At 62.4% G+C, this 22,587-nt stretch carries 23 protein-coding genes; 6 read left to right on the top strand and 17 right to left on the bottom strand.

Features of this window, described 5'->3' with window-relative positions; all coding sequences use genetic code 11:
- Nucleotides 1-3: 3 nt before the first annotated feature.
- The 9 genes from doeA to ehuR all read right to left on the bottom strand — a co-directional run bounded on the left by doeA (nucleotide 4) and on the right by ehuR (nucleotide 8,589).
- Nucleotides 4-1,185, bottom strand: coding sequence for an ectoine hydrolase DoeA (doeA, locus tag ATY29_RS17635; protein ID WP_003572520.1), 1,182 nt, complete (start codon nucleotides 1,183-1,185; stop codon nucleotides 4-6).
- Nucleotides 1,186-1,217: 32 nt separating this feature from the next.
- Entirely contained in the window at nucleotides 1,218-2,210 is a 993-nt protein-coding gene (gene eutC, locus ATY29_RS17630; protein WP_003572525.1) for an ectoine utilization protein EutC, read from the bottom strand.
- Nucleotides 2,207-3,205, bottom strand: coding sequence for a hydroxyectoine utilization dehydratase EutB (gene eutB / locus ATY29_RS17625; protein ID WP_097532862.1), 999 nt, complete (start codon nucleotides 3,203-3,205; stop codon nucleotides 2,207-2,209). Before eutB ends, eutC begins: the two co-directional genes overlap by 4 nt.
- A 4-nt stretch (nucleotides 3,206-3,209) precedes the next feature.
- A complete protein-coding gene (gene eutA, locus ATY29_RS17620) occupies nucleotides 3,210-3,989 on the bottom strand; it encodes an ectoine utilization protein EutA (RefSeq protein ID WP_003572528.1) in 780 nt (259 codons plus the stop codon).
- A 2-nt stretch (nucleotides 3,990-3,991) separates the two neighbouring features.
- Nucleotides 3,992-4,651, bottom strand: coding sequence for an ectoine/hydroxyectoine ABC transporter permease subunit EhuD (ehuD, locus tag ATY29_RS17615; protein WP_025417758.1), 660 nt, complete (start codon nucleotides 4,649-4,651; stop codon nucleotides 3,992-3,994).
- Nucleotides 4,652-4,655: 4 nt separating this feature from the next.
- Entirely contained in the window at nucleotides 4,656-5,315 is a 660-nt protein-coding gene (gene ehuC, locus ATY29_RS17610) for an ectoine/hydroxyectoine ABC transporter permease subunit EhuC (RefSeq protein ID WP_003572530.1), read from the bottom strand.
- Nucleotides 5,316-5,391: 76 nt separating this feature from the next.
- Complete coding sequence (gene ehuB / locus ATY29_RS17605; protein ID WP_097532861.1) at nucleotides 5,392-6,240, bottom strand: ectoine/hydroxyectoine ABC transporter substrate-binding protein EhuB; 849 nt, start codon at nucleotides 6,238-6,240, stop codon at nucleotides 5,392-5,394.
- A 55-nt stretch (nucleotides 6,241-6,295) separates the two neighbouring features.
- Nucleotides 6,296-7,081 (bottom strand): ectoine/hydroxyectoine ABC transporter ATP-binding protein EhuA, encoded by a 786-nt coding sequence (gene ehuA, locus ATY29_RS17600; RefSeq protein WP_097532860.1) that lies wholly within the window; start codon nucleotides 7,079-7,081, stop codon nucleotides 6,296-6,298.
- A gap of 122 nt (nucleotides 7,082-7,203) precedes the next feature.
- Complete coding sequence (gene ehuR, locus ATY29_RS17595; protein WP_097533073.1) at nucleotides 7,204-8,589, bottom strand: MocR-like ectoine utilization transcription factor EhuR; 1,386 nt, start codon at nucleotides 8,587-8,589, stop codon at nucleotides 7,204-7,206.
- Between the two features lie 101 nt (nucleotides 8,590-8,690).
- On the opposite strand from ehuR, the gene ATY29_RS17590 reads away from it, so the two are divergent.
- The 5 genes from ATY29_RS17590 to ATY29_RS17570 all read left to right on the top strand — a co-directional run bounded on the left by ATY29_RS17590 (nucleotide 8,691) and on the right by ATY29_RS17570 (nucleotide 13,761).
- Complete coding sequence (locus ATY29_RS17590; RefSeq protein ID WP_003572534.1) at nucleotides 8,691-9,188, top strand: Lrp/AsnC family transcriptional regulator; 498 nt, start codon at nucleotides 8,691-8,693, stop codon at nucleotides 9,186-9,188.
- Between the two features lie 120 nt (nucleotides 9,189-9,308).
- Nucleotides 9,309-10,805 carry an NAD-dependent succinate-semialdehyde dehydrogenase gene (locus ATY29_RS17585; RefSeq protein WP_097532859.1) on the top strand — a complete coding sequence of 499 codons (1,497 nt, stop codon included), beginning with the start codon at nucleotides 9,309-9,311 and terminating at the stop codon, nucleotides 10,803-10,805.
- 40 nt (nucleotides 10,806-10,845) lie between these two features.
- Nucleotides 10,846-12,225, top strand: a complete 1,380-nt coding sequence (locus tag ATY29_RS17580) for an aspartate aminotransferase family protein (protein WP_097532858.1) — start codon at nucleotides 10,846-10,848, stop codon at nucleotides 12,223-12,225.
- A gap of 11 nt (nucleotides 12,226-12,236) precedes the next feature.
- The gene (locus ATY29_RS17575) at nucleotides 12,237-13,310 is read left to right on the top strand and encodes an alcohol dehydrogenase family protein (protein WP_097532857.1); all 1,074 of its coding nucleotides are present in this window, start codon (nucleotides 12,237-12,239) and stop codon (nucleotides 13,308-13,310) included.
- Nucleotides 13,311-13,368: 58 nt separating this feature from the next.
- Entirely contained in the window at nucleotides 13,369-13,761 is a 393-nt protein-coding gene (locus ATY29_RS17570) for a DUF4112 domain-containing protein (protein WP_003572538.1), read from the top strand.
- 25 nt (nucleotides 13,762-13,786) lie between these two features.
- On the opposite strand, the gene ATY29_RS17565 is transcribed toward ATY29_RS17570, so the two are convergent.
- The 8 genes from ATY29_RS17565 to ATY29_RS17530 all read right to left on the bottom strand — a co-directional run bounded on the left by ATY29_RS17565 (nucleotide 13,787) and on the right by ATY29_RS17530 (nucleotide 21,534).
- Nucleotides 13,787-14,743, bottom strand: a complete 957-nt coding sequence (locus tag ATY29_RS17565; protein WP_097532856.1) for an ROK family protein — start codon at nucleotides 14,741-14,743, stop codon at nucleotides 13,787-13,789.
- Nucleotides 14,744-14,757: 14 nt separating this feature from the next.
- Nucleotides 14,758-15,459 carry a ribulose-phosphate 3-epimerase gene (locus ATY29_RS17560; protein ID WP_097532855.1) on the bottom strand — a complete coding sequence of 234 codons (702 nt, stop codon included), beginning with the start codon at nucleotides 15,457-15,459 and terminating at the stop codon, nucleotides 14,758-14,760.
- A 4-nt stretch (nucleotides 15,460-15,463) separates the two neighbouring features.
- On the bottom strand, nucleotides 15,464-16,273 hold the full coding sequence (locus tag ATY29_RS17555; RefSeq protein WP_097532854.1) for an alpha/beta fold hydrolase: 810 nt from the start codon (nucleotides 16,271-16,273) through the stop codon (nucleotides 15,464-15,466).
- Nucleotides 16,270-17,115, bottom strand: coding sequence for a sugar phosphate isomerase/epimerase family protein (locus ATY29_RS17550; protein ID WP_003572542.1), 846 nt, complete (start codon nucleotides 17,113-17,115; stop codon nucleotides 16,270-16,272). The genes ATY29_RS17555 and ATY29_RS17550 overlap by 4 nt, the downstream gene beginning before the upstream one ends.
- Nucleotides 17,115-18,191, bottom strand: a complete 1,077-nt coding sequence (locus tag ATY29_RS17545; RefSeq protein ID WP_097532853.1) for a Gfo/Idh/MocA family protein — start codon at nucleotides 18,189-18,191, stop codon at nucleotides 17,115-17,117. Before ATY29_RS17545 ends, ATY29_RS17550 begins: the two co-directional genes overlap by 1 nt.
- A gap of 128 nt (nucleotides 18,192-18,319) precedes the next feature.
- Nucleotides 18,320-19,465, bottom strand: coding sequence for an ABC transporter ATP-binding protein (locus ATY29_RS17540; RefSeq protein ID WP_097532852.1), 1,146 nt, complete (start codon nucleotides 19,463-19,465; stop codon nucleotides 18,320-18,322).
- Nucleotides 19,466-19,797: 332 nt separating this feature from the next.
- The gene (locus ATY29_RS17535; RefSeq protein WP_097532851.1) at nucleotides 19,798-20,730 is read right to left on the bottom strand and encodes a PfkB family carbohydrate kinase; all 933 of its coding nucleotides are present in this window, start codon (nucleotides 20,728-20,730) and stop codon (nucleotides 19,798-19,800) included.
- Nucleotides 20,731-20,733: 3 nt separating this feature from the next.
- Nucleotides 20,734-21,534, bottom strand: coding sequence for a class I fructose-bisphosphate aldolase (locus ATY29_RS17530; protein ID WP_003572548.1), 801 nt, complete (start codon nucleotides 21,532-21,534; stop codon nucleotides 20,734-20,736).
- A 230-nt stretch (nucleotides 21,535-21,764) separates the two neighbouring features.
- Here ATY29_RS17530 and ATY29_RS17525 point away from each other — a divergent pair, with 230 nt between their 5' ends.
- Nucleotides 21,765-22,526, top strand: coding sequence for a DeoR/GlpR family DNA-binding transcription regulator (locus tag ATY29_RS17525; protein ID WP_097532850.1), 762 nt, complete (start codon nucleotides 21,765-21,767; stop codon nucleotides 22,524-22,526).
- The last annotated feature ends 61 nt before the right edge of the window (nucleotides 22,527-22,587 follow it).

Here is a 22,587-nt window from a genome sequence, read left to right as displayed (position 1 = left end):
GCCTCAATCCTTGACCATCAGTTTGCGCGGCACGTTCGCGAAACATTCGACGCCGCTCTCGGTGACGAGAATGCTCTCGGTCGTCTCAAAACCCATGTCCTCCAGCCAGAGGCCGGTCATGAAATGGAAAGTCATGCCGGGCTTCAATTCCGTCCGGTCGCCGGGGCGCAGGCTCATGGTGCGTTCGCCCCAATCCGGCGGATAGGACAGACCGATCGGGTAACCGGTGCGGTTGTCCTTGACGATGCCGTATTTCTTCAAGACGCCGAAGAAGGCGTTGGCGATGTCCTCGCAGGTATTGCCGGGCTTTGCGACCGCAAGGCCGGCCTCCATGCCTTCGAGCGTTGCCTTTTCCGCATCGATAAAAGCCTGTGTCGGCTTACCGAGGAAGACGGTGCGCGACAGCGGCAGGTGGTAGCGATTGTAGCAGCCGGCGATCTCGAAGAAGGTGCCCTCGCCCTTCTTCATCGGCCGGTCGTCCCAGGTTAGATGCGGTGCCGAGGCTTCGACGCCCGACGGCAGCAGCGGCACGATCGCCGGGTAGTCGCCGCCGATGCCGTCGACGCCACGGGTGCCGGCATCATAGATTTCGGCGACCAGATCGCACTTGCGCATACCGACCTCGATTCTGTCGAAGATGCGGGCGTGCATCGCTTCGACGATACGGGCGGCGTTGCGCATGTATTTGATCTCGGTCTCGCTCTTGACCGCGCGCTGCCAGTTGACGAGCGCGGTGGCGTCGACGAAACGGGCATTGGGCAAATGCTTCTGCAGCGCCGCAAAGGCTGCGGCCGAGAACCAGTAATTGTCCATCTCGACGCCGATCGTCAGCTTGCCGAGGCCACGCTCGGTCAGGATGCCGGAGAGGTAATCCATCGGATGGCGTTCGGTCGACTGTACGTAATGATCGGGATAACCGACAATGTTGTCGTGCTTCAGATAGGCGGTGAACTTGGCGCCATTGGCATCCTGGCCGCGGCCGAACCAGATCGGCTCGCCGGACGGCGGCACGATCACCGCCTGGTGCACATAGAAGGACCAGCCGTCATAGCCGGTCAACCAGGCCATGTTCGAGGGGTCGCTGACGATCAAAAGCTCGACACCCTTCGCTTCCATGGCACGACGTGTCTTCTCCAACCGCGCGGCATATTCGCCGAGCGAGAATTTGAGATTGGGCTGGGTCATGTCTCTTCCCTTCTTGTCCGGCGCGGTGCCGGTCAGCTTTCGAAAGTGGTTCCGGCCTTCGCCGCACCGGCCCGCGCAAAGGCGAGCGTGGCGATGGCGGTGTCCTGGATGCCGGTTCCCGTGAGGTCCGCAATGGTGATCTGGTCGCTCTTCGTCCGCCCCGGAGTTCGGCCGGCAACGATCTGCCCGAGCTCGGTGAATTCAGCATCGCTCGCGACCAATCCGGCTTCGATGGCGTGATGCAGCTCGCCGAGGCGGCGCGTCTGCTTCAGGCTGTCGGCGACGTAAAGGCCGGCGCCGGCGATGACAGCCGGGTCGATCTCGTTCTTGTGCTCGGCATCCGAGCCCATGGCCGTCAGATGCTGGCCGGGTGCCAGCCATCCGGCCTCGATGATCGGTTTTTCGGAAGGCGTGGTGGTGACGATGATATCGGCGCCGGCAATCGCCCGTCCGGGGTCCGATATAGCAGTGACGGGAAACCCAAGCTTTTTCGTCAGGTCAGCGGCCGCAGCTTCAGCCTTTGCGGTATCGCGCGCCCATATTCGCGCTTCACGGATCGGCCGCACCAGCGTTAGCGCTTTGAGCTGCAGCCGCGCCTGCATGCCGGCGCCGAAGATTGCGGCGACGGTGGAATTTTCACGCGCCAGATGTTTGGCCGCGACGGCGCCAGCCGCCGCGGTGCGCACATCGGTGAGGTAGCCATTGTCCAGCAGCAGCGCCTGCACCAGCCCGGTTTGGCTCGATAGCAGCACCATCATACCGTTGGTGCTTGGCAGACCAAGCTTGGGATTGTCGAAGAAACCGGGACTGATCTTGATCGCAAAACCTTCGACGCCGGGGATATAGGCGGTCTTCACATCGACCTCGCCCCGATGCTCCGGAATATCGAGCCGCAGGATCGGCGGCATGGCGACCGCCATGGTCGCCAGCGCTTCGAAAGCCTGCTCGACGCAGCCGACGGCATCGCGATTGAGCGTGATGACGTTCCTCAGTTCCGCTTCCGTCAGAATGATCATCCGGCTCATCGCCCATCCTCCGCAAACAGCATCTCGCCATTGATCACGCGCCGGTGCTGCTCCATGTCGACATTCCGTCCGGACAGTATCGCAACGACAGGACCATTGGCCCTGACCTTTCCGGCAAGAAGGGCCGCGATGCCGACGGCTGCCGCTCCCTCGACGATCTCGCGTTCGAGGGCATAGGCATGGCGCATGCCGGCGGCGATTTCCGCCTCCGAAAGCAGGATGACGTCGTCGAGGAGATCGCGGCACATGGCAAAGGTCACGTGATTGTCGAGGCCGATGCCCCCGCCGAGCGAGTCGGCGAGGCTCGGCAATTCCTCGACCTGCACCGGCCGCCCAGCATCGAGGCTCGCCTTCATCGCCGCGCCCCGCTCCATCGTCAGGCCGATCACCTTGGTCTTCGGATTGACGCCCTTGATCGCGGCGGCGACACCCGCCGCAAGGCCACCGCCCGAAAGCGGCACCAGCACCGTCGACACCTGCTGCAATGCCCCGATGATTTCGAGCCCCAGCGTGCCCTGCCCGGCCACGACGGCGGGATGGTCGAAGGGCGGGACCATCACCAACCCCACCTCGCGCACCAGCCGGTCAACCTCCTGCTGCGCCTCGTCCTGCGAGCGCCCGACAATGCGGACATCGGCGCCGAGGCGGCGAATCTCAGAAACCTTGTTCTCAGGCACCAGCCGCGACATGCAGATGGTCGCAACCGCGCCTTCCGCCTCTGCGGCATAGGCAAGCGCCCGGCCGTGATTTCCAGTCGAGGCCGCAACGATACCGCGAGCTCGTTCAGCCGGTGACAATGACAGCACCGCATTGGTCGCGCCGCGCAGCTTGAAGCTGCCAGTCGTCTGGTGATGTTCGAGCTTGAGATGGACGGGCACGCCTGCGATTTCACTTAGCGAAACCGACTGCGCCATCGCAGTCACGCGCACCCGACCAGCTATCCGGCGCGCCGCAGCACGGATATCCTCCAATGAAACCGGCCATGTGCTCGCCATCGTCTCAACCCTCCGGATAGGGCATGGCCATCAGCCGCCCGAGTTCGGGCCGCGGCCGGTCATCGCCGCAGAGCCTCAGGCAAGCCCAGGCGGTGGCGAGATTGCTGGTGACGACAGGTCTGTCGATCTCCGCTTCGATCCGGGCCGCGACCTGAGCGGCGCGCACCGCCGTGCAGGAGATGAACAGCGCATCGGATTGTGGCGCCGTCGCCTGGCGCGCGAAGGCTGCGATTTCATCGGGCGCGATCCGCGCCATCTCGCGATCATCCGCGAGGCCAAGACAGGTGAAGCGGTCGATCGCAAAGCCGAGATCCGCGAAATAATCGGCCATTGGCCGGCTGGTCTCGACTGTATAAGGCGTCAGCACCGAGATCCGTCTGGCGCCGAGCGCCTGCAGCCCTTTCACCGCCGCCGCCGTCGGCGTCACCACGGGAGCACCCGGTTTGGCCGCATGGATCGCCGCTTCGATGTTGCGGTCGCCAATGACGACCGAGGCAGAGGTACAGGAATACATGAGCGCATCCAGCGCCTCGTCCGGCAAGATCAGCGCAGCACCCGCCGTCAGCGACGGCTGCATCTTCAAAAGGTTTTCCGGGGTCACGGGATTGGCGTAGTGGATACGGCTGACATAGACGCCGATATCGTCGCTGGCGACCATCCGCTGGAAATCGACTTCGGTCGTATGGTCGGTGGCAAGGATCACCAGGCCGACGCGTTTTTTGAGCGGGCGGTCATCCAGTCGCGGCACCCGGCCGGCGGTTATGATCTCGATCTTTGCAGTCATGCTCAGTCATCCATCCTGGCGTAACGTTCTTCGAGCCAGCGCAAGCCCAGAACCGAGATCAGGCTGACGACGAGGAAGAAGACGCCGACCAGCGTCATCGGTTCGATATAGCGATAGTTGCTGTTGGCGATACTTTTCGCCTGGTTCATCAGTTCGAGCACGGTGATCGCCGAAAGCAACGGCGTCTCCTTGAACATGGCGATGAAATAATTGGCGAGCGCCGGAATCATCGGCGGGATCGCCTGTGGAATGACCACGTGGATCCAAGCCTGGCGTGTCGTCAGATTGGTGGCCTTGGCCGCCTCCCATTGTCCGCGCGGCACATTCTCGATGCCGGCACGATAGACCTCGGCGGTATAGGTCGCATAGTGAATGCCCATGCCGATGACGCCGGCGACCAGCGGCGCCAGCCGGATGCCGATATCCGGCAGCACGTAGAAGATGAAGTAGAGCTGCACCAAAAGCGGCGTGCCGCGGATGAATTCGCAGACGAAAGCGACGGTCCTGGAAACGGCGGCGATCGGTGACCGCCGCGCGATGGCGAGGCCGAGGCCGACGACCATGGCGACGACCGCCCCGAGGATGGTCGCGAGAATGGTGATCTTGAACCCTTCGAGAAGGGTCGGCATGATCTGCCAGACGAAGTCCCAATCCCATTCCATATGATCAGGTCCTTATGCCGTCGACGCCACGTGCCATGCGCCGCTCCAGCCAGCGCATCGCAGCCGAGATTGCCAAAGCCATGAGAAAATAGAGGATGAGGATCGTCGCGAAGGGCACCAGCGTATTGCCGGTCTGCGCCCGCACGACCTGCGCCTGAAAGGTCATATCCGTCAGCGAGATCAGCGACACGACGGCCGTGCCCTTCAACAGCTCGATCGCATTGTTGCAGAAGGTCGGCAGCATCAGCGGCAGCGCCTGCGGCAGGATAATGTGGCGCATGCGCTGATAGCGCGAGAGATTGAGCGCGATGCAGGCTTCCGACTGTTCCCGACCGACCGCCTTGACGGCGCCGCGCACCACTTCCGCGCCATAGGCGCCGACGTTGAGCCCGAGCGCCAGCACGCCCGCCTGCAGCGGCGTCAGCGTCAATCCCGCGAAGGGCAGCACGAAATAGACCCAGAAGAGCTGGACGAAGATCGACGTGCCGCGGAAGAACTCGATATAGGCCGTCGCCAGAGCCCTGATGGCAAAGAAGCGCGACAGGCGGCCGAGGCCTGCCAGGAACGCCATAACAAGCGCCAGCACTGAGCCCATGACCGTCAGTTCGAGCGTCACCAGGGCGCCCTCAAGGATCAATGTCAGATAGCCGGACCATACCGACATCGGCAACTCACTTCTCTGGAGATGGTGCGAGGAAAAGCCGGCCATGCCCAAAGCACGGCCGGCTGCTTACCCCTGGTTACTTCGCCGCGGCGCAGAGCTTGTCGCGGCTCGTCGACATCGCCGCCTTAGCCGAGAAGCCGTAAGGCTCAATGATCTTGGCGAATTCGCCCGATTCCTTCAGCTTCTTCAGCTCGACGTCGAAGGCATCGCGCAGCGCGACGTCCTGCTTGCGGAAGGCGGCGCCATCGCAATAGACTGGCGCATTGACGACGGGAGCGACGGTTTCGAGGTTCGGATCGTTTGCCTTGGCCATCAGATCGTGGATCGACAGAACCGGCAGCGAATAGACGTCGATGCGGCCGTCCTGCAGCATCTTGATGCCGCTCTGGCCGTCCGGAACGACGATGACCCGGTCACGCGGCACGCCGGCCTCAAGCGCCAGCTTCTCCTCGGTGCCGCCGCCCGGCGCGCCGATCTTGGCATCCGGATTGTCGGCGATATCCTTGTAGCTCGTCAGCTTCAGCGGGTTGCCCTTCTTGAGAGCGAAGGCTTCGGCGTCGCAGAGGATCGGTTCGGAATTGGCGACGGCGTTGCAACGCTCCGGCTTCATGAACAGGCCTGCGGTGATCGCGTCGTGGCGGCCGGCCTGCAGGCCGGGGATCATCGCGCCATATTCGGAGATCGAGGCGACCACTTCCTTGACGCCGAGCTTTTCGAAGATCGTGCGCGCCACATCGGGGGCGGCGCCGGACACTTTGCCATCGGCGCCGACGGCGGTGAACGGCGGCTCGTTGGCGATGGCGATACGGGCAAAGCCCTGTTCCTTCAACTGTTCGAGCTTGTCATCGGCAGCTGATGCCGGGCAGGCGGCGGCCATCAGCAGCACCGACAGGCTGGCGGCGGTCAAAAGATATCCTGCATTCATCGTTCCCAACTCCTCTGGCTTTCGTTTGAGTTTGTTTTTGCGGGCAGTGTCTGGTTCAGACGCGGTGCCCAGCCGCAATAATCTTGCGCAGGAAGGTCTGCGTCCTTTCCTGCGTCGGGTTGCGAAAGATGTCGGCCGGCTTGCCTTCCTCGACGATCTTGCCGCGATCGAAGAACAGCACACGGTCGGCGAAATCATGGGCAAAGCCCATCTCGTGGGTGACGAGTAGCATGGTCATGTCGGTCTCCGAGGCGAGCCGCCGCATGACACTCAGCACCTCTTCGACCAGTTCCGGGTCGAGCGCCGAGGTCACCTCGTCGAACAGCATGATCTTCGGCGACAGCGCCAGCGCCCTAGCAATGGCGACGCGCTGCTTCTGCCCGCCGGACAGTTGCGCCGGGACGCTCTTCGCCTTGTCGGCCAGGCCGACCATGTCGAGAAGCTCCATTGCCCACTTTTCGGCCATGGGGCGCTTGATGCCCTTGGTCAGCATCGGCGCCAGGGTCACGTTGTCGAGCACGCATTTATGCGGAAACAGGTTGAAGTGCTGAAAGACCATGCCGATCTTTTCGCGCATCCGGTGCAGATGCCGTTCATCGGCCGGCACCAGCCCGCTGCCGGCAGGCATGTGATAGAGCTGCTCGCCGTCGACCTCGATATGGCCGCCGCTGATCGTCTCAAGCGTCATCAGGATGCGCAGGATCGTCGTCTTGCCGGAGCCGGACGGCCCGATCAGCGCCAGCTTTTCGCCGGGCATGACATTCATCGACAGGCCGTCGAGCACGGTCAGCGGGCCGTATCTCTTGACGATATTGTCGATGCGAATGATGGGCGAAGGCATCCATGTCTCTCCCTGTTGAGACAAGCAATGCCCTAACGATGACGGTGCATCAAAATCATGTCAATTCGTAAAATAATATCATGACAATTATTCTGCGCCTGCTCAAACACGCGGCAGCTGCATCAAATTGCAAGCAGCAGCTCTTCAGGATTTCCTTGCGCCAGTGAGGCGACGATCCCGAGCCCGGTCCGCAGCTCGCTTTCTGTCGTCGAACCAAGCGAAATGCGCACCGCCGGCGTCCAGCCCTGATCCCCGGTGCGGAACGATTTGCCGGGGGCGATTGCCACGCCGTGCAGCCGTGCCTGCGACACGAAACCGTCCTCGGTATGATTGCCGGAGAGCGGCAGCCAGACGTGCAGGCTTTGCGGGTGGGATCGGTAGGTAAGCCCGGTCAGCATCTCCGCCGCGATCGCATGCCGGCTCGAGAGGGCGCGGCGCTGCCAGTTGACCAATTCCATCGCCGTGCCGTCGCTGACCCAGCGGGTGGCAATCTCGGCCATGGCCGGCGTCGCCATCCAGTTGGAGACCAGATGACGGTTCGCGACAGCGGCGACATAGCGGTCGGGTGCCGTGAGATAGCCGATCCGCAAGCCGGGAACAGTGATCTTGGTGAAGCTGGTGACGTAGAGCGTGCGCTCCGGCGCGAATGCCGCCATCGGCGGCGCGCGGTCCTCGACCATCGGGCCGAGAATATCGTTTTCGATGATGGCTATGTCGTGTTTGGCGGCCACGGAGGCAAGCGCCTGCCGGCGCTTCGCGCTCATCAGGGCCGCCATCGGATTGATTACCGAGGGCTGCAGGAAGATTGCCCGGATCGGCCCCGTCCGGCAGGCTTCGTCGAGCGCCTCCGGGATCATGCCTTCCTCGTCGATCGCGATCCCCTCGAGATGCAGACCGAGATAGGTGGAGAGCGGCACCAGCGTATGGTGGCTGATCGCCTCGGTCGCCACCGTCGAGCCGGGCGGCGCAACACTCATCAGCGCCACCGTCATGCCCGATGTCGCGCCGTTCGTGACACTGATGTTCAGCGGCGACACCTCCAGCCCGCAGCGCGCTAGCCATTCGGTGGCAACAATGCGGTGGCGCGGAAAGACCATGTTCGGCCGGAACGAAAGCGCCGAGCTGGAGGGCAGGTTTTCCGAAAGCCAGCCGAAGGCCTGGCGCATCTTTTCGAGATGGATCTGCTCGCAGACTGGTTTCAGGATCGAGAGATCGATCAGTTCTCCCAGCCGTTCCGGCAGATAAGGCGGCTCCGGCTCGCGCGGCCTCGTCTGTACGAAGCTGCCGCGCCCGATCTCGCCTGATATCAGCCCCCGGCGGCTGAGCTCCTCATAGGCGCGGCTCACCGTTTGCACGGAAAGATGCAGATCATCCGCCAGCTTGCGATGCGGCGGCAATTGCGCCCCATCGTAAAGCTTGCCGTCGGTGATCGCGCTGGCGATCTGCTCGGCGAGCGAGAGGTAGGCCGGTCGGCGAAGTTGCGAGGGATCGGGGCGCCACTTTGTCATGATTTTAACACTGCTGAAAATCAGTTCAATTGACAATGCCAAAGTGCGCTCCCATTGTCTTTTCGCAGCGTTTGAAATGATTTCTTTCCAAAGAAAGCCCCATGAAGCTCGACGCCATCGACCTGCGTATTCTCGACGCCGTCCAGCGCGACGGCCGCATCACCAAACTGGCGCTGGCCGAAAAGGCCGGCCTGTCGCCGACGCCGTGCTGGATGCGGCTGCGCAAGCTCGAAAAGGCTGGGATCATCACCGGCTATCACGCACGCCTGGCACCGCGGCGGATTGCACCGGTCGCCAGTGTGATGATGGAAGTGACGCTCGCCAACCATCGCCAGGCGGATTTCGAGCGCTTCGAGCGCGCCGTCACGGCAATCCCTGAGATCGTCGCCTGCTGGTCGGTCGGCGGCGGCGTCGATTACATCCTGAAGATCATGGCGCCCGATATCGACGCCTATCAGCGGTTGGTCGACGGGCTTCTCGACCGCGAACTCGGCATCGACCGCTATTTCACCTACATCGTCACCAAGGTGGTGAAGGAGGAAACGGTGCTTCCGGTTTCGTCCTTCGTGGCCGACAGTGAGGAGCAGTCCGCGTCGTAGACAATCTCTCTACGAGAGCGCTGCCCTTTAGACCATCTCTCTCTTTCCGCATCCGCCAACAGACAATCTCTCGCCCGCTTCCGTGGAAGACTCGGCTCTTCCGCAACGAGGAGATTGGACATGACCGCCGTTTTTGCCCGCCCCGCCTTTCATGACGCGCTGTCGCAGCTTGCCGACCGTCATCTCCTGCGCGATCTCGCCTATGTCGGCGGTCGCTGGATCGCCGGCGCCGCGGGAAAGAGCTTCGAGGTTACGGATCCGGCTTCTTCGGTGACGCTGGCCTGGGTTGCAAGCCTCGGCGCGGAGGAAACGGCGGCGGCGATCGATGCGGCCTCGCAGGCTTTGGCCGCCTGGCGCGCCATGCTGCCGCAGAGCCGCGCAGCGATCCTGCGCAAATGGTTTGAGCTGATGCTCGCCGCCAGGGAGGATCTCGCACTGATCATGACGCTCGAACAGGGCAAACCGCTGGCGGAAGCGCGCGGCGAGATCGACTACGCCGCCTCCTTCGTCGAATGGTACGCCGAGGAAGGCAAACGGCTGAATGCCGAGAGCGTCACCAGCCATCTGCCCGGCGCGGAAATGCTCGTCCGGCGGGAGGCGCTCGGCGTCGTCGGCGTGGTTACACCCTGGAATTTCCCCTCTGCCATGCTCACCCGAAAGGCCGCCGCCGCGCTTGCGGCAGGCTGCACGGTCGTCGCCCATCCCTCTTCCGAGACGCCGCTTTCCGCCCTTGCCCTTGCCGAACTCGGCGAACGCGCCGGCATTCCCGCCGGCGTCTTCAATGTCGTCACCGGCCATGCCGCAACGATCGTCGGACGGATGTGCGCCGACGTCCGTGTGCGCGCCATGAGCTTTACCGGTTCCACCGAGGTTGGCCGCCTGATCGCCGCCCAGTGCGCTCCGACCATGAAGCGGCTGGTGATGGAGCTCGGCGGCCACGCGCCGCTGATCATCTTCGACGACGCCGATATATCAAAGGCAGTCGAGATCGCCGTCAACGCCAAGTTTGCCACGTCAGGCCAGGATTGCCTCGCGGCCAATCGCATCTTCGTCCAGCGGCGCATCGCCGATGCTTTTGCTCAAGCCTTTGCCGCCCGCATCGCCGATCTCAAGGTCGGGACGGGGTTTGAGGATGGCGTCGACATCGGACCGCTGATGCATGAACGCGCCATCGCCAAGGTCGAGGAACAGGTTTCCGATGCACTGGCGCGCGGCGCGCAGCTCGTCATCGGTGGTAAGCGCCACAGGGCCGGCCGGTTCTTCTATGAGCCGACGCTGCTGACGGATGTGCCTGAAGATGCGCTGATCATGCGCGAGGAGACCTTCGGACCTGTTGCGGCTGTTGCCAGCTTCGACACCGAAGAAGAGGTGATCGCCCGCGCCAACGATAGCGAATACGGCCTCGTCGCCTATGTCGTTACCGAAAACGGCGCCCGGCAGATGCGCCTCGGCCGCGCGCTGGAATACGGCATGGTGGCTGTCAACCGCGTGAAGGTCACCGGCGGCCCCGTTCCCTTCGGCGGCTGGAAACAGTCCGGCCTCGGCCGCGAGGGTTCGCGCCATGGGCTCGAGGCCTTCACCGAGCTCAAATATCTCTGCATCGACACGGCCGCCTGACCCATTTCAAGTCAGCCCATTTCAAGAAAGAGGATAGGACATGCTCGAGAAAAGCAACGAACTCACCGCCTGGGACCGCGATCACTTCTTCCATCCCTCGACCCATATGGGCGGGCACGCCCGCGGCGATACGCCGACACGCGTCGTTGCCGGCGGCGAAGGCGTCTACATCACCGACACGACAGGCCGCAAAAGCCTCGACGCTTTTGCCGGCCTCTATTGCGTCAATGTCGGCTACGGCCGCCAGAAGATTGCCGATGCGATCGCCGAACAGGCGAAGAACCTCGCTTATTACCACGCCTATGTCGGACATGGCACCGAGGCCTCGATTATGCTTTCGAAGATGATCATCGACCGTGCGCCTGACGGCATGTCCAGGGTCTATTTCGGGCTTTCCGGCTCTGATGCCAACGAGACCAACATCAAGCTGATCTGGTACTACAACAACATCCTCGGTCGTTCCGAGAAGAAGAAGATCATCTCGCGCTGGCGCGGTTATCACGGCTCCGGCGTCATGACCGGCAGCCTCACCGGCCTGGCGCTCTTCCACAATGCTTTCGACCTCCCGCGTGCGCCGGTGCTGCACACCGAAGCGCCCTATTATTTCCGCCGGTCCGACCGCTCCATGGACGAGGAGCAGTTCTCGCAATATTGCGCTGACCGGCTGGAGGAGATGGTCCTCGCCGAAGGCCCGGAAACGGTCGCAGCCTTCATCGGCGAACCCATCCTCGGCACCGGCGGCATCGTGCCGCCGCCGAAGGGCTACTGGCAGAAAATCCAGGCCGTGCTCGACAAATACGACATCCTGCTCGTCGCCGATGAAGTCGTCACCGGCTTCGGCCGTCTCGGCACGATGTTCGGCTCGGATCACTACGGCATGAAGCCGGATCTGATCACCATCGCCAAGGGCCTGACCTCTGCCTACGCTCCGCTTTCCGGCTCGATCGTTTCCGACAAGATGTGGCAAGTGCTGGTGCAAGGCTCCGATCAGATGGGGGCGATCGGCCACGGCTGGACCTATTCCGCGCATCCGATCTGCGCTGCCGCGGGCATTGCCAATCTCGAACTGATCGATGAACTCGGCATCGTCGAGAATGCCGGCGCCACCGGCGCCTATTTCCGCTCGGAACTGGCAAAGGCGGTCGGCAGCCACCGAAATGTCGGCGAAGTCCGCGGTGACGGGCTGATGGCAGCAATCGAATTTGTCGAGGACAGGGACGACCGCAAATTCTTCGATGCCGACCGCAAGATTGGCCCGCAGGTGGCATCCGCCCTTCTCGAACGCGGCGTCATCGGCCGTGCCATGCCGCAGGGCGATATCCTCGGCTTCGCCCCGCCGCTCTGCCTGACACGCGAGGAGGCAGACATCGTCGTTAAGGCCGCGGCAGAGACGATCGAAACCGTCTTCAACGGTCTCTGAGGGGAAGCGGCATGACGATCCCGGAAAAGATGGCGGCCGTATTGCTGACCGGCCATGGCGGCTTGGACAAGCTCATCTACCGCAGTGACGTGACGGTGCCGGCGCCCGCAGACGGCGAGGTGCTCATCCGCGTCACCGCCTGCGGCATGAACAATACCGACGTCTGGGTGCGGGAGGGCGCCTATGGCACCGAGGATGACCCGGCCGCCGTCTCCACCTGGCGCCGGCAGGGCAATACGCTGACCTTCCCGCGCATTCAGGGCACCGATACGGTCGGCCATATCGTCGGCGTCGGTGCCGGCGTCGACCCGGCGCGGATCGGCGAGCGCGTCATGGTCGACTTCTCGATCTATAACCGCGACGACGACAGCCTCGCCGACATCGACTACATGGGGCACGGGAGGGATGGCGGCTATGCCGAATATATGGCGCTGCCGGCCGAAAACGCGCATGTCGTCGCCACCGACCTGACTGACGTCGAACTCGCTACCTTCTGCTGCGCCTATCTGACCGGCGAGCGGATGCTGGAACGGGCAAGGCTTACGGCTGGCGAACGCGTCCTCGCCACCGGCGCCTCTGGCGGCGTCGGCTCGGCGATCATTCAGCTCGCGCGTGCTCGCGGCGCCATCCCGATTGCTGTCACAGGCCCCGGCAAGGAGGCGGCGATGCTCGCTATCGGCGCCGAAGCGGTGGTGACCCGCGGCAGGGGCGAACTGGTCGAAGCAGTGCATTCCGCGAGCCGTGGTCAACCGATCGATGTCGTCGCCGATCTGGTCGGCGGGCCGCTGTTCAACGACCTCCTTAAGATCCTGCGCCCGGAAGGCCGCTACACCACCGCCGGCGCCATTGCCGGCCCGGTCGTCCAGCTCGACTTGCGCACCATGTATCTGAAGCAATTGGAATTGCACGGATCGAGCCAGGGAAGCCGCGCCGATTTCCGCCGGCTTATCAGCTATATCGAGAGCCGGAAGATCCGGCCTCTCGTCGGCGGCGTCTATCCGCTGTCGGAATTTCACCGCGCCCAGACCGATTTCATGGCGAAGCACTTCGTCGGCAAATTGGTCGTGGTGCCCGACAAGAGATAAGCGCGATCTCCGATCACGCCGCAGGCGAACCTTATCGGTTTTGCGGCGTTTCAGGGCCATGGACACCGGCAAAACGACATACCTCAACTCTGCCGAACTCGGGCGAATTCGGCGCGCTGTCGGCATAGCCCGTCTGATGGATACGGCGGTTCGATTGCCGGTCATCGGCGTCAGGATCGGCGCGGACTCGGTCCTCGGCCTCATCCCGGCCGTCGGCGATATTGCCGGATCGCTGATCGGTCTTTTCATCATCGATGAGGCAAGGCGGCTTGGCCTTCCCACCCACAAGCTCGCCCGCATGGCCGTCAATCTCGGGATCGACGCCGCCGGCGGAACGGTCCCCCTGATCGGCGATCTCTTCGACGTCTATTTCAAGTCTCACCGCCGCAACGTCGGCATCATTCTCGAGCATTTCGGCGTGAACGAAGACGAGCTCGATCGCCGAATTTGACAAAACCGATCGTCCGGGGACCCGCTCACGTCGGAGCGACCTTCCCCGCCAGAAATGCCAGACCCGCCGCGCCGATGAGACCCGAGTTCTGATCCAAAGCCGCCAGCATCACTTTGACATCTTTGAATGCCGACATTGCCCACTGGCTGATATAAGCCTGAATGCCCGGTTGCAGCCGATCGAATTCGTGGGAGAGCCCTCCCCCCATGACGATGATATCGGGACTGAAGATATGGATCAGGCTGGTGAAGCCGCGACCGAGAATTTCCGCTTCCTCGTCGACGAGCTGATTTGCCAGAGGGTCGCCATTTCTGGCCGCCGCGAAAACGCTGCGGCTGTCGATGGCGCCGCCATCGCGACCGATCGTCGTCCCGCGACTTTCCATCGCCCTCAATTGGGCGCGCCGCGCAAAAGCCGGTCCGGATCCATAGGCCTCGAAACAGCCCCTGTTACCGCAAGGGCAAAGCTCGCCGTCCGGCACCACGGACATGTGGCCGACATGGGCTGCCATGCCCTTGCGGCCGCGGATCACGCGGCCGTCCGAGATGACGCCGCCGCCAATCCCGGTGCTGACCGTGACATAAACGAGGTTATCGAGCCCCTTGCCGATACCGAACTGCCACTCCCCGATCGCCGCGGCGATGGCGTCGTTTTCGAGGTCGACCGGAAACGGAAACCGCTTCTGCAATTCCGCCTTCAGCGGAAAATCGACGAAGCCCGGAAGGGTCGGGATATCGGTTGCGACACCGGCAACCGTGTCGAGTGGGCCCGGGGCGGATACGCCGACGCCCACCACCGAAGCAGGCTTCGACGCTGCAAGCAATCGATCGGCCAGGCCGCAAATCTGGGCGAGCACCCGGTCGGGACCTGCCAGCGCATCCGTTGGCTCGGCCAAGCGTGCCAGGATCCTGCCCTGCTCGTCGACAAGGGCTGCGCGCACCTGCGTTCCGCCTAGGTCTATACCAATGGCAACCTGCTGCATGTGAAGACCAAGAGTTAGAGGCCCCGAACCCACGTCATCCGCTCATCGAGCGAGGGCGCATTGAAAGCCAGAGAACCGAGAACGACCGTTTCCGCACCGGATTGGCGCAGCAGAGGAACCGTGTGCTCGCGAATACCACCATCGGCCGCAAGCACGATCCGATGAGCCGCACCGCAATTGGAAATGATCTGCTTGGCCTGTCGAAGCCTGGCCCCGGCCTTTTCGTCGAGACCCTGGCCCTTCACACCGATCGCCGTGCCGAGCAGCGTCACGAAGCGCAGCCGGGACACGTATTTCTCGATCCGCTCGACAGGAGTTTCGACCTTGAGGACCATGCCGGCTGCGACACCGCGGCGATCGAGAAGATCGAGGGCCTCCTCGGCAACGCTTTCGTTTTCAACATGAAGACTGATAAGGTCGCTGCCCGCATCGGCAAACTGCTCGATCTGCGACAGGAGGATGCTGTCGGCGACCATCAGGTGAACATGGATCGCGCGCGCGGAAAGCTTGCGCACACCGGCAACAAGATCAGGGAAAAACAACATTGCCGGCGCGAAATGGCCATCGGCGACATCGATGTGGAGGATGTCGACGTAAGGATCGACACGCGCCAGATCATCCGCCAGATGCACGAGATCGGCCGACCAGACGGAAAATTCGGCAATCAGGCGATCCTTGGGGAGATCGTCGATCCAGGCCTTGGAGGGGGTCGTCATTGTTTCAGAGCTCCTTCAGAAAATTGCCGACGGCAAGCCGAAAGTCGGCGACATATTGCGGCCGGCTCTCAGCTTTCGGCGTGATCTGCACGAAACGCGCGCCGGCGATCCGCGCGGCGAGAGCACGCGCGTGGCCAAGAGGATGGATGCTGTCACGTTCATGGCCGATGACGAGCGTCGGCAGGGCAAGATTGCAAATGTCCGCGTCGGTCACGCCAGGGCCGTCGTTGGAAATCCTGGTCAGCAGCTCGGCGGTCACATCCAACGGCGTGCGGGAGAAAAACCCGGCAAGCGAGGCCAGATTGTCCGGAGCCTCGGCGGCGAGCCGTACACCGACCGATCCGGCAAGGAACACCTGCTTTGCCTCATCCGGCGGCAGGATTTTCAGAAGCCCCCCGACGTCGGCATTGGGCGCCATGTTTTCCGGCGCCGATGCAGCCAGCCAGGCCGGCCTTGCGATGATCAGAGCCTTGACGAGATCGGGCCGCTTGACTGAGAGACGCAAGGCGATCGCGGCCCCCATCGAGATACCGCCGATCACAACCGGCGCTGCAAGGTTCTTCTCGATATAAGCGGCGATATCATCGCAGAAGGTCGCGATCGATAGCTGCTCCAGATTGCCGGCTTGGGAATAGCCGTGGCCGCGCGCTTCGATCGTCACCCGGCGAAAACCCGCGTCGGGCGGAAAGACCTCGTCGGTCTGCGCCGCGTCGCCGCATAAGCCATGCTGGAATATGACGGACGCGCCGTCGCCTGCCATATCCACGTTAAGAATGGTCCCGTCTCTGGTTTCGAACGGGTCAGCTCGTCTCATCCTCCTGTCCCCGCGGTTTCATCGTCGAGGTTATTTTTCAGGAAGATCGCCACTCCGGCCGCCTCCGAGGCCGAAAGACCATGAGTGACGAGACTGCCGGCAAAGCCAATCGCCCTGAGCCGGCCCAGATAATGCGGATAGTCGAGGACGCCCTTGCCGGCGGTCGCGAAGCTGCCGTCGGGATTGCGATCTTTCGCATGCGCCATGACGATCCGATCGGCCAGGAGGTCGATGGCGGAAGACACGATGCGCCGCTGCTCATCCAGCGTCGCAACCTCGAAGAGATTGGCCGGATCGAGCACGATCTTGATGCGAGGGCTCTTCAGTGCCGTGATCAGCCGATGGGCTTTCTCAGCCGAGTTGACGACATTGGCAAGCTCGGGCTCGATGCCAAGGTCCACATTGTGGCGCTCGGCAATCTCGCTGGCCGTCTCCATGGCTTCGAGGAGATCCCGCCACGCCTCCGGCGTGTCGTTGTCGGCGTGGGACTTCCACTGGTCGATGGGGTCGCGCGTGCCGGTGCAGAGCGTGATCAGGCCGGTCGACATGCCGGTGCTGCGCTCGGCCAGCGTCGCCAAATTGCGAAGGCCGGCCGCGCGAACGGAAGGATCGGGATGGATCATGTTGAAGGTGCCGGAAACGGCAACAATCTCGACGCCGCTGCTCAGCGCCGCATTGGCAACCGAACGAGCCTGTGTTTCGGTAATCGTCTCCGGCATCGGGGCAAGACCGGAGCACGCCATATTGTATTGTGCACAGGCGAATCCAGCCTCGGCGACCGCATTCAGAACGGTTGTGGGTTCCGTTCCCTCGAAAGTCTTTGCGAAGATGCCGAGCTTCATCACACGCCACCCGTGACGTCAGCCAGCGCAACCGCCTTGCCGCTTTCGGCCGAACGGGCAACGGCGACCATGGCACGGACGGATGCCAGGCCGTCATCGATGCCGGCGCCTTCCATGACAGCGCCATCGAGAATGGTGCGAGCGAAGCCTTCGACCTGGCGGCGGTAAAAATGGCCGTCGGCACCGAGAACGCGATGGGTGGCGCCGTCGGCTTCGCGGAAAATATCCACCTCGCTGGTCTTGTAGTACCACGGGTTATAGGTCTTGCCCAAAATACTGCCGTTCCGGCCATAGATCTGGAAGCCTTCGTGCCAGTCCATGCGCACCTGGACGGTGAGATCGAGATGGCCGAGCGTGCCGGAGGCAAATTCGACGTCCACGAACCAGCACCAGATACCGGCCCGTTCCGACAGGCGAGCGGTGACGGAGACGATGTCGCCGGCGAAATAGCGCGCCGTGTCGATCAGGTGGCAGCCATGCGCGAGCATATAGTAGCGCCGCAGGTCGGCCTTCGGATTGGCCGAAGGTTTCTTCGCGTTGGCGCTGGTGACGATCAGGGGCTGGACCGCATCGGTCATCGGATAGCGGTGCGTGCTGTCGCAATACCAGGCTTTCAGAGCGACCATCTCTCCCATTTCATCACGGATGAAGGATTTGGCAGCCTGGAGCCCTGCGTCGAAACGCTTCATATGCCCGACCTGAAACACCCTTCCCGATGTGTCTACCGCGGCCTTCAGTTCATGGCACTCCTCGACGGTGACACCGACGGGTTTTTCGCACAGCACATGTTTGCCTGCCTGAAGGGCGCGAATGGAGGCCGGGACGTGAAAAGCGTCGGCGGTCGCGATGATCACGGCGTCGAGGTCGGGATCGGCCAGCATCTTATCGTAGTCGTCATAGGTTTTTTCCGCCCCGTGGGTGATTGCCATACGTTCGCGGAGATCTTCGGCAACGTCGCAAATCGCATAGAGGTCTGCATTGGCTGCTTTCGTGCAGCTCTCGAAATGCGCGGCCTGGGCAATCTGGCCCGCACCCAATACGCCGATGCGGAGACGTCGTTCCTGTTTTGCTGGCATCGATAAACCTTTGAGCAGGATATTGAAGAAGAACGCCGGTTCGGCGTGGACTGGAATGCTTTCAAGACATCAAACGCCGAACGCGTCTTCTGGCCGACCGCAACCAGGGCGAGCCGCTCTCCTCGTCGTCAGAGCGCAACATGTGTTTGAGGATTGAAAAAGTGCAGTTTTGCCGGGTCGATTGCTAGATCAATCGATTGTCCGGTCTCGACGGTGCTGACCGCTTCGAACCGCGCAACCGCGTTGGCGGCCCCGCTCAGGTCTTCGACGGCATCGGGATCGCCCGAGTCGATCCGGACCGCGTCGACCTTCAGATGCACGATCAACTCGGAGCCAAGCTCCTCGATCGATCTCACGACAACTGGGATCGTCGGATGGGAGGCTCCAGACGGCAACCGGCTGTCGTAGAGGTCCTCGGGCCTGACCCCAAAAATTACAGCCTTTCCTTCGAAGTCGGAAAGACCGGGAGCGCGCTCGAAGGCGCCGGCGGACAAGGGGATGGAGAAGCCGGGTAGATGGATTCGCCCGCCCTCCAGACGCCCCTCGAAAAGGTTCATCGACGGCGAACCGATAAAGCCGGCGACGAACGCATTGACCGGGCGGTGATACAAGGCCTTCGGCGTATCCACCTGCTGAAGCACGCCGCCCTTCAGCACCGCGACGCGATCGCCCATGGTGAGCGCTTCGGTCTGGTCGTGCGTCACGTAGATCGTCGTCACGCCGAGCTGTCTCTGCAGGCTGGCGATCTCTGCCCGCATTTGAACACGCAGTTTCGCATCGAGGTTCGAGAGCGGTTCGTCCATGAGGAATGCTGCGGGCTCGCGGACCATGGCGCGGCCCATCGCAACACGCTGGCGCTGGCCGCCGGAAAGCTGTGCGGGCTTGTTGCCCAGCAAGGATTCCAGCTGCAGGATCTTGGCGATCTCGTGCACGCGTTTGGTGCGTTCGGCCTTACTCTTTCCAGCCAGTTTCATCGAAAAGGCAATGTTTTCGAAAACGGTCATGTGCGGATAAAGGGCATAGCTTTGAAAGACCATGGCGATGTCCCGGTCCTTCGGCGCCAGATCGACGACGTCCTGACCGCCGATGCTCAAGGTACCACTGCTGATTTCCTCGAGCCCGGCAATCATGCGCAGAGCGGTCGATTTTCCGCATCCGGACGGACCGACCAAAATCAGAAACTCGCCGTCATGGATCGTCAGGCTCAGATCCTTGATCGCATGGTAGCTGTTTCCATAGGTCTTGCAGATCTTGTCCAGTACAACCACAGCCACGTCTCGTCCTCCCGCATCAGTCCGGAACAGATCTCAAACGGCGCCCCCTGCCGTCTCCGACCCTTTCGACAAGAAGGCTCAGGACTGGGCGTCAAAGTCAATAAAAGAATCGAAGTCTGCCTCGCGGCGAGCGCCCGCCTATTCCGATTATCAAACTGAAATTTAACGATTTTATTCGTTTTATTTGCGAGATTATATTTTTTATCGCGCGTAACTTTTTGGCGGGCTTGGCGGGCATTGAGATCTCGCCAAGCGATGATTTTTCATCAGCCGTGAGTCGACCAGCATCGACATTGGTCACCGCGTGGACCTGGCTCATATCCGGAAGACGCTTATCCGGGCATCGGGATCGGCATTGGTGCGTTCTCGGCCGCCATCCATGCCAGGCACGTCCGATTGTCCGGTAAGCCCCTGCGCCCTCCCCGTGCGGTCACGGAAATGGCGGCAGCCGCCGTGGCATAGGCTACGCAATCAAGCGGGCTCTTTCCCGCGGCAAGCGCAAGAGCGTAGGCGCCGTGAAAACAATCGCCGGCGCCGGTCGTGTCGACCGCCTGAACCGCATAGGCCGGCAAATGCCACCTGACGGAATCACCGCTCTGGCGGAGATAGGTCCCGCGCTCGCCATCGGTCAGGACAACAGCGGAGCGATCTGCGGACCAGAGCCTGTCGAGGATCATCGTGGGATCACCCTCACCGGTGTATTGCTGCCCGAAGGCGAGCGGGAGCACCAGATGATCGGCGAAAGCCAGGATGCGGTCCGTCGCAGTGCCGACTGTCCATTCGATATCGGCGATCACGGCAAGGCCAAGCGCGCGGGCCCGCGCCACGACACTTTCCGAATGGGTGGCATAGCCATCGATCAGCAATACCGGGGCCTGGGTCAGAACGTGGTCGGGCAGCGCATCCGAGGTGCCGTGCAGCACATCGTCGTCATAGGCTATGAACCGGTCGCCGTCAGGGCCGACCGTAATTACGGAGCGGATCGGCGCCGCATCGGCGTGGCGGGGTGCAAGTGATATGTCGACGCCGTCACGCTCGAGTTCGGCACCGGCTACATCGTCCGCCGGCTTATCGCCAAGCCAGCCGATGAAGCCGGCGCGCCCGCCGAGCCGGGCGACGGCAACAAGAGCCGTCGCCACATTGCCGCCATGGTCGGTGGCACGCTTCGTCACCTTCCCCTTGCCGGCCGAAAGCCCGCGATCGACATAGATGATGTCATCGATGGCAAGGGCGCCGAAGCCCAGAACCTGGAAAGGGCGCGACACCTCTCAAGCACCGGCCGCAGCCAGCGCATCCTCCGGCGCCATCCCCTTGTGAATGACGAGCTTGAAGGCGCGCGCGGCCATGGTCGTATCGCCGTGACCCCAAAGGTTGCGGCCGACGACCGCGCCTTTGGCTCCGGCCCGCAATGCTTCCGAAGTCTGGATGAGCGCTCCGAGCAGCGTATCGGTCTTCGGGCCGCCGGCGATCACCACGGGTATAGGGCAAGTCGCAACGGTCTCGCGGAAGGACTCGAAATCGCCGGTGTAGCCGACCTTGATCACGTCGACACCGGCCTCGAAGCCGATGCGCACCGCGTAAGCAATCTCATCCGGGGTGAACACGATCTTGCCGCCGTCGGAGAAATCGCGGGGATAGACATGGGCGACGACCGGCATCTCGAAGCGGGCGGCGGCGTTGACCGTGTCGGTAAGCCAGCGGATGTATTCTCCTTCGGTGGCGCCGCGCACGGGAATGGCAACAGCCAGCGCATCCGCACCATAACGCACCGCGTCTTCCGGGGTGGCAATGAGCTGTCGAATGCGGTCGTCGGCGGTGAAGCAGCCGCCCTGAATGACGAGCGCTGCCTTTCCGGCATAATCCGACCAGAGGTGGCGCGCCGCACCCGGCTGGATGCTGATGTAGTCGGGGCCTCCGGCCATCACGCGTTTGAGCGCGCCCGGCAGATCGGCAAGCCCGCCCTCACGCACATTGCCATAACCGACAAAGTGATCAACCGCGCCTCCGAACAGATGGCCCGATGGATTCGAGAACAGGCGTGCGAGGCGGATTTTGGTGCCGAGACCCATGGCGATACTTCCTTTGTGATTGCTGATGGCGAGGCTGAGAAAACCCTAACTCGAAAATAAACAAACATTCAATATTTCGATTTCTTTCGTTTTTGGGTGAATGCCGAATTTTCAACGTGCATTTCCGCCGCTAAGGCGCTATTTCTACTGGATGAGCCGAAAACCAAGGCGGCGAACTTTCGTTTTTCAAAAGTCAGGATGTCGCCAATAGCGGCTGGTCGGGATCACATATGCTTGCAGAACAGAGGCGGCAGCAGATCATGCTGGAACTTCAACGGGTCGGTCAGGCACGCACCCGGCAGCTCGCGGAATTCTTCGAGGTCTCGGAAGTCACGATCCGCTCCGACCTCGAAATCATGGACGCCAAGAAGCAGCTGATCAAAACGCATGGCGGGGCAATCGCCCTGCCATCCGACTCGCCGGCAGCAGCCTTCGAGGAACGCATGCAGCGCAACTTCGATGCGAAGCGACGCATCGCCCAAATGGCGGCGCGGCAGATCATCGACAATCAGTCGATTGTCTTCGACAGCGGCTCAACGCTGCTGCAGGTGGCCATGCAGATGCCGCCGGTCAACAATGTCGTGGTCGCGACGACGGCGATGAACATCGCCCAGCATCTGATGTACCGGCCGGGGCTCGACGTGCACATGATCGGCGGCCGGGTGTTTCCGAGCACCGTCAGCACGATCGTCTCGGATTCCGACAAGGCGGTCGGCGGACTCGTCGCCCACCAGGCCTTTGTCAGCGCCCATGCAATCGATCAGGCCTTCGACGTCGTCGATGTTTCCGAGGATATTGCGCGCACCAAGCGCAACCTGGTTCGCATGGCCCGGCGCGTCGTGCTCGTGGCGGATTCGAGCAAGTTCGACATCGGCGCCTCCTCCAAAGCCTTCTCGCTGTCGCGTGTCGATCTGATCATCACCGACAGCAACATGCCACACAGCATTCGCCACCGACTGGAAAAACTCGGCGTGGAGGTGCGTTACGCGTGACAGGCAGCCTGCCCAGTTTCGAACGGAGCCTGGAGGGGTTTGGGCGCTCGCGAAAGGTTTC

The organism is Rhizobium hidalgonense, from assembly GCF_002914525.1.
In the GTDB taxonomy this organism is placed as follows: domain Bacteria; phylum Pseudomonadota; class Alphaproteobacteria; order Rhizobiales; family Rhizobiaceae; genus Rhizobium; species Rhizobium hidalgonense.
Note: the sequence above shows the minus strand (reverse complement) of the source record. Positions and strands in the feature narration are given on the sequence as shown.

Coding starts and splice junctions, on each gene's coding strand:
- doeA (WP_003572520.1), bottom strand. CDS start 1,185: ATGACCCAGCCCAATCTCAAATTCTCGCTCGGCGAATATGCCGCGCGG.
- ATY29_RS17590 (WP_003572534.1), top strand. CDS start 8,691: ATGAAGCTCGACGCCATCGACCTGCGTATTCTCGACGCCGTCCAGCGC.
- ATY29_RS17545 (WP_097532853.1), bottom strand. CDS start 18,191: ATGCCAGCAAAACAGGAACGACGTCTCCGCATCGGCGTATTGGGTGCG.
- ATY29_RS17570 (WP_003572538.1), top strand. CDS start 13,369: ATGGACACCGGCAAAACGACATACCTCAACTCTGCCGAACTCGGGCGA.
- ATY29_RS17580 (WP_097532858.1), top strand. CDS start 10,846: ATGCTCGAGAAAAGCAACGAACTCACCGCCTGGGACCGCGATCACTTC.
- ehuB (WP_097532861.1), bottom strand. CDS start 6,240: ATGAATGCAGGATATCTTTTGACCGCCGCCAGCCTGTCGGTGCTGCTG.
- ATY29_RS17575 (WP_097532857.1), top strand. CDS start 12,237: ATGACGATCCCGGAAAAGATGGCGGCCGTATTGCTGACCGGCCATGGC.
- ATY29_RS17530 (WP_003572548.1), bottom strand. CDS start 21,534: ATGGGTCTCGGCACCAAAATCCGCCTCGCACGCCTGTTCTCGAATCCA.
- ATY29_RS17525 (WP_097532850.1), top strand. CDS start 21,765: ATGCTTGCAGAACAGAGGCGGCAGCAGATCATGCTGGAACTTCAACGG.
- eutB (WP_097532862.1), bottom strand. CDS start 3,205: ATGGCGAGCACATGGCCGGTTTCATTGGAGGATATCCGTGCTGCGGCG.
- ehuD (WP_025417758.1), bottom strand. CDS start 4,651: ATGGAATGGGATTGGGACTTCGTCTGGCAGATCATGCCGACCCTTCTC.
- ehuC (WP_003572530.1), bottom strand. CDS start 5,315: ATGTCGGTATGGTCCGGCTATCTGACATTGATCCTTGAGGGCGCCCTG.
- ehuA (WP_097532860.1), bottom strand. CDS start 7,081: ATGCCTTCGCCCATCATTCGCATCGACAATATCGTCAAGAGATACGGC.
- ATY29_RS17555 (WP_097532854.1), bottom strand. CDS start 16,273: ATGAGACGAGCTGACCCGTTCGAAACCAGAGACGGGACCATTCTTAAC.
- ATY29_RS17585 (WP_097532859.1), top strand. CDS start 9,309: ATGACCGCCGTTTTTGCCCGCCCCGCCTTTCATGACGCGCTGTCGCAG.
- eutA (WP_003572528.1), bottom strand. CDS start 3,989: ATGACTGCAAAGATCGAGATCATAACCGCCGGCCGGGTGCCGCGACTG.
- ehuR (WP_097533073.1), bottom strand. CDS start 8,589: ATGACAAAGTGGCGCCCCGATCCCTCGCAACTTCGCCGACCGGCCTAC.
- ATY29_RS17550 (WP_003572542.1), bottom strand. CDS start 17,115: ATGAAGCTCGGCATCTTCGCAAAGACTTTCGAGGGAACGGAACCCACA.
- eutC (WP_003572525.1), bottom strand. CDS start 2,210: ATGAGCCGGATGATCATTCTGACGGAAGCGGAACTGAGGAACGTCATC.
- ATY29_RS17565 (WP_097532856.1), bottom strand. CDS start 14,743: ATGCAGCAGGTTGCCATTGGTATAGACCTAGGCGGAACGCAGGTGCGC.
- ATY29_RS17560 (WP_097532855.1), bottom strand. CDS start 15,459: ATGACGACCCCCTCCAAGGCCTGGATCGACGATCTCCCCAAGGATCGC.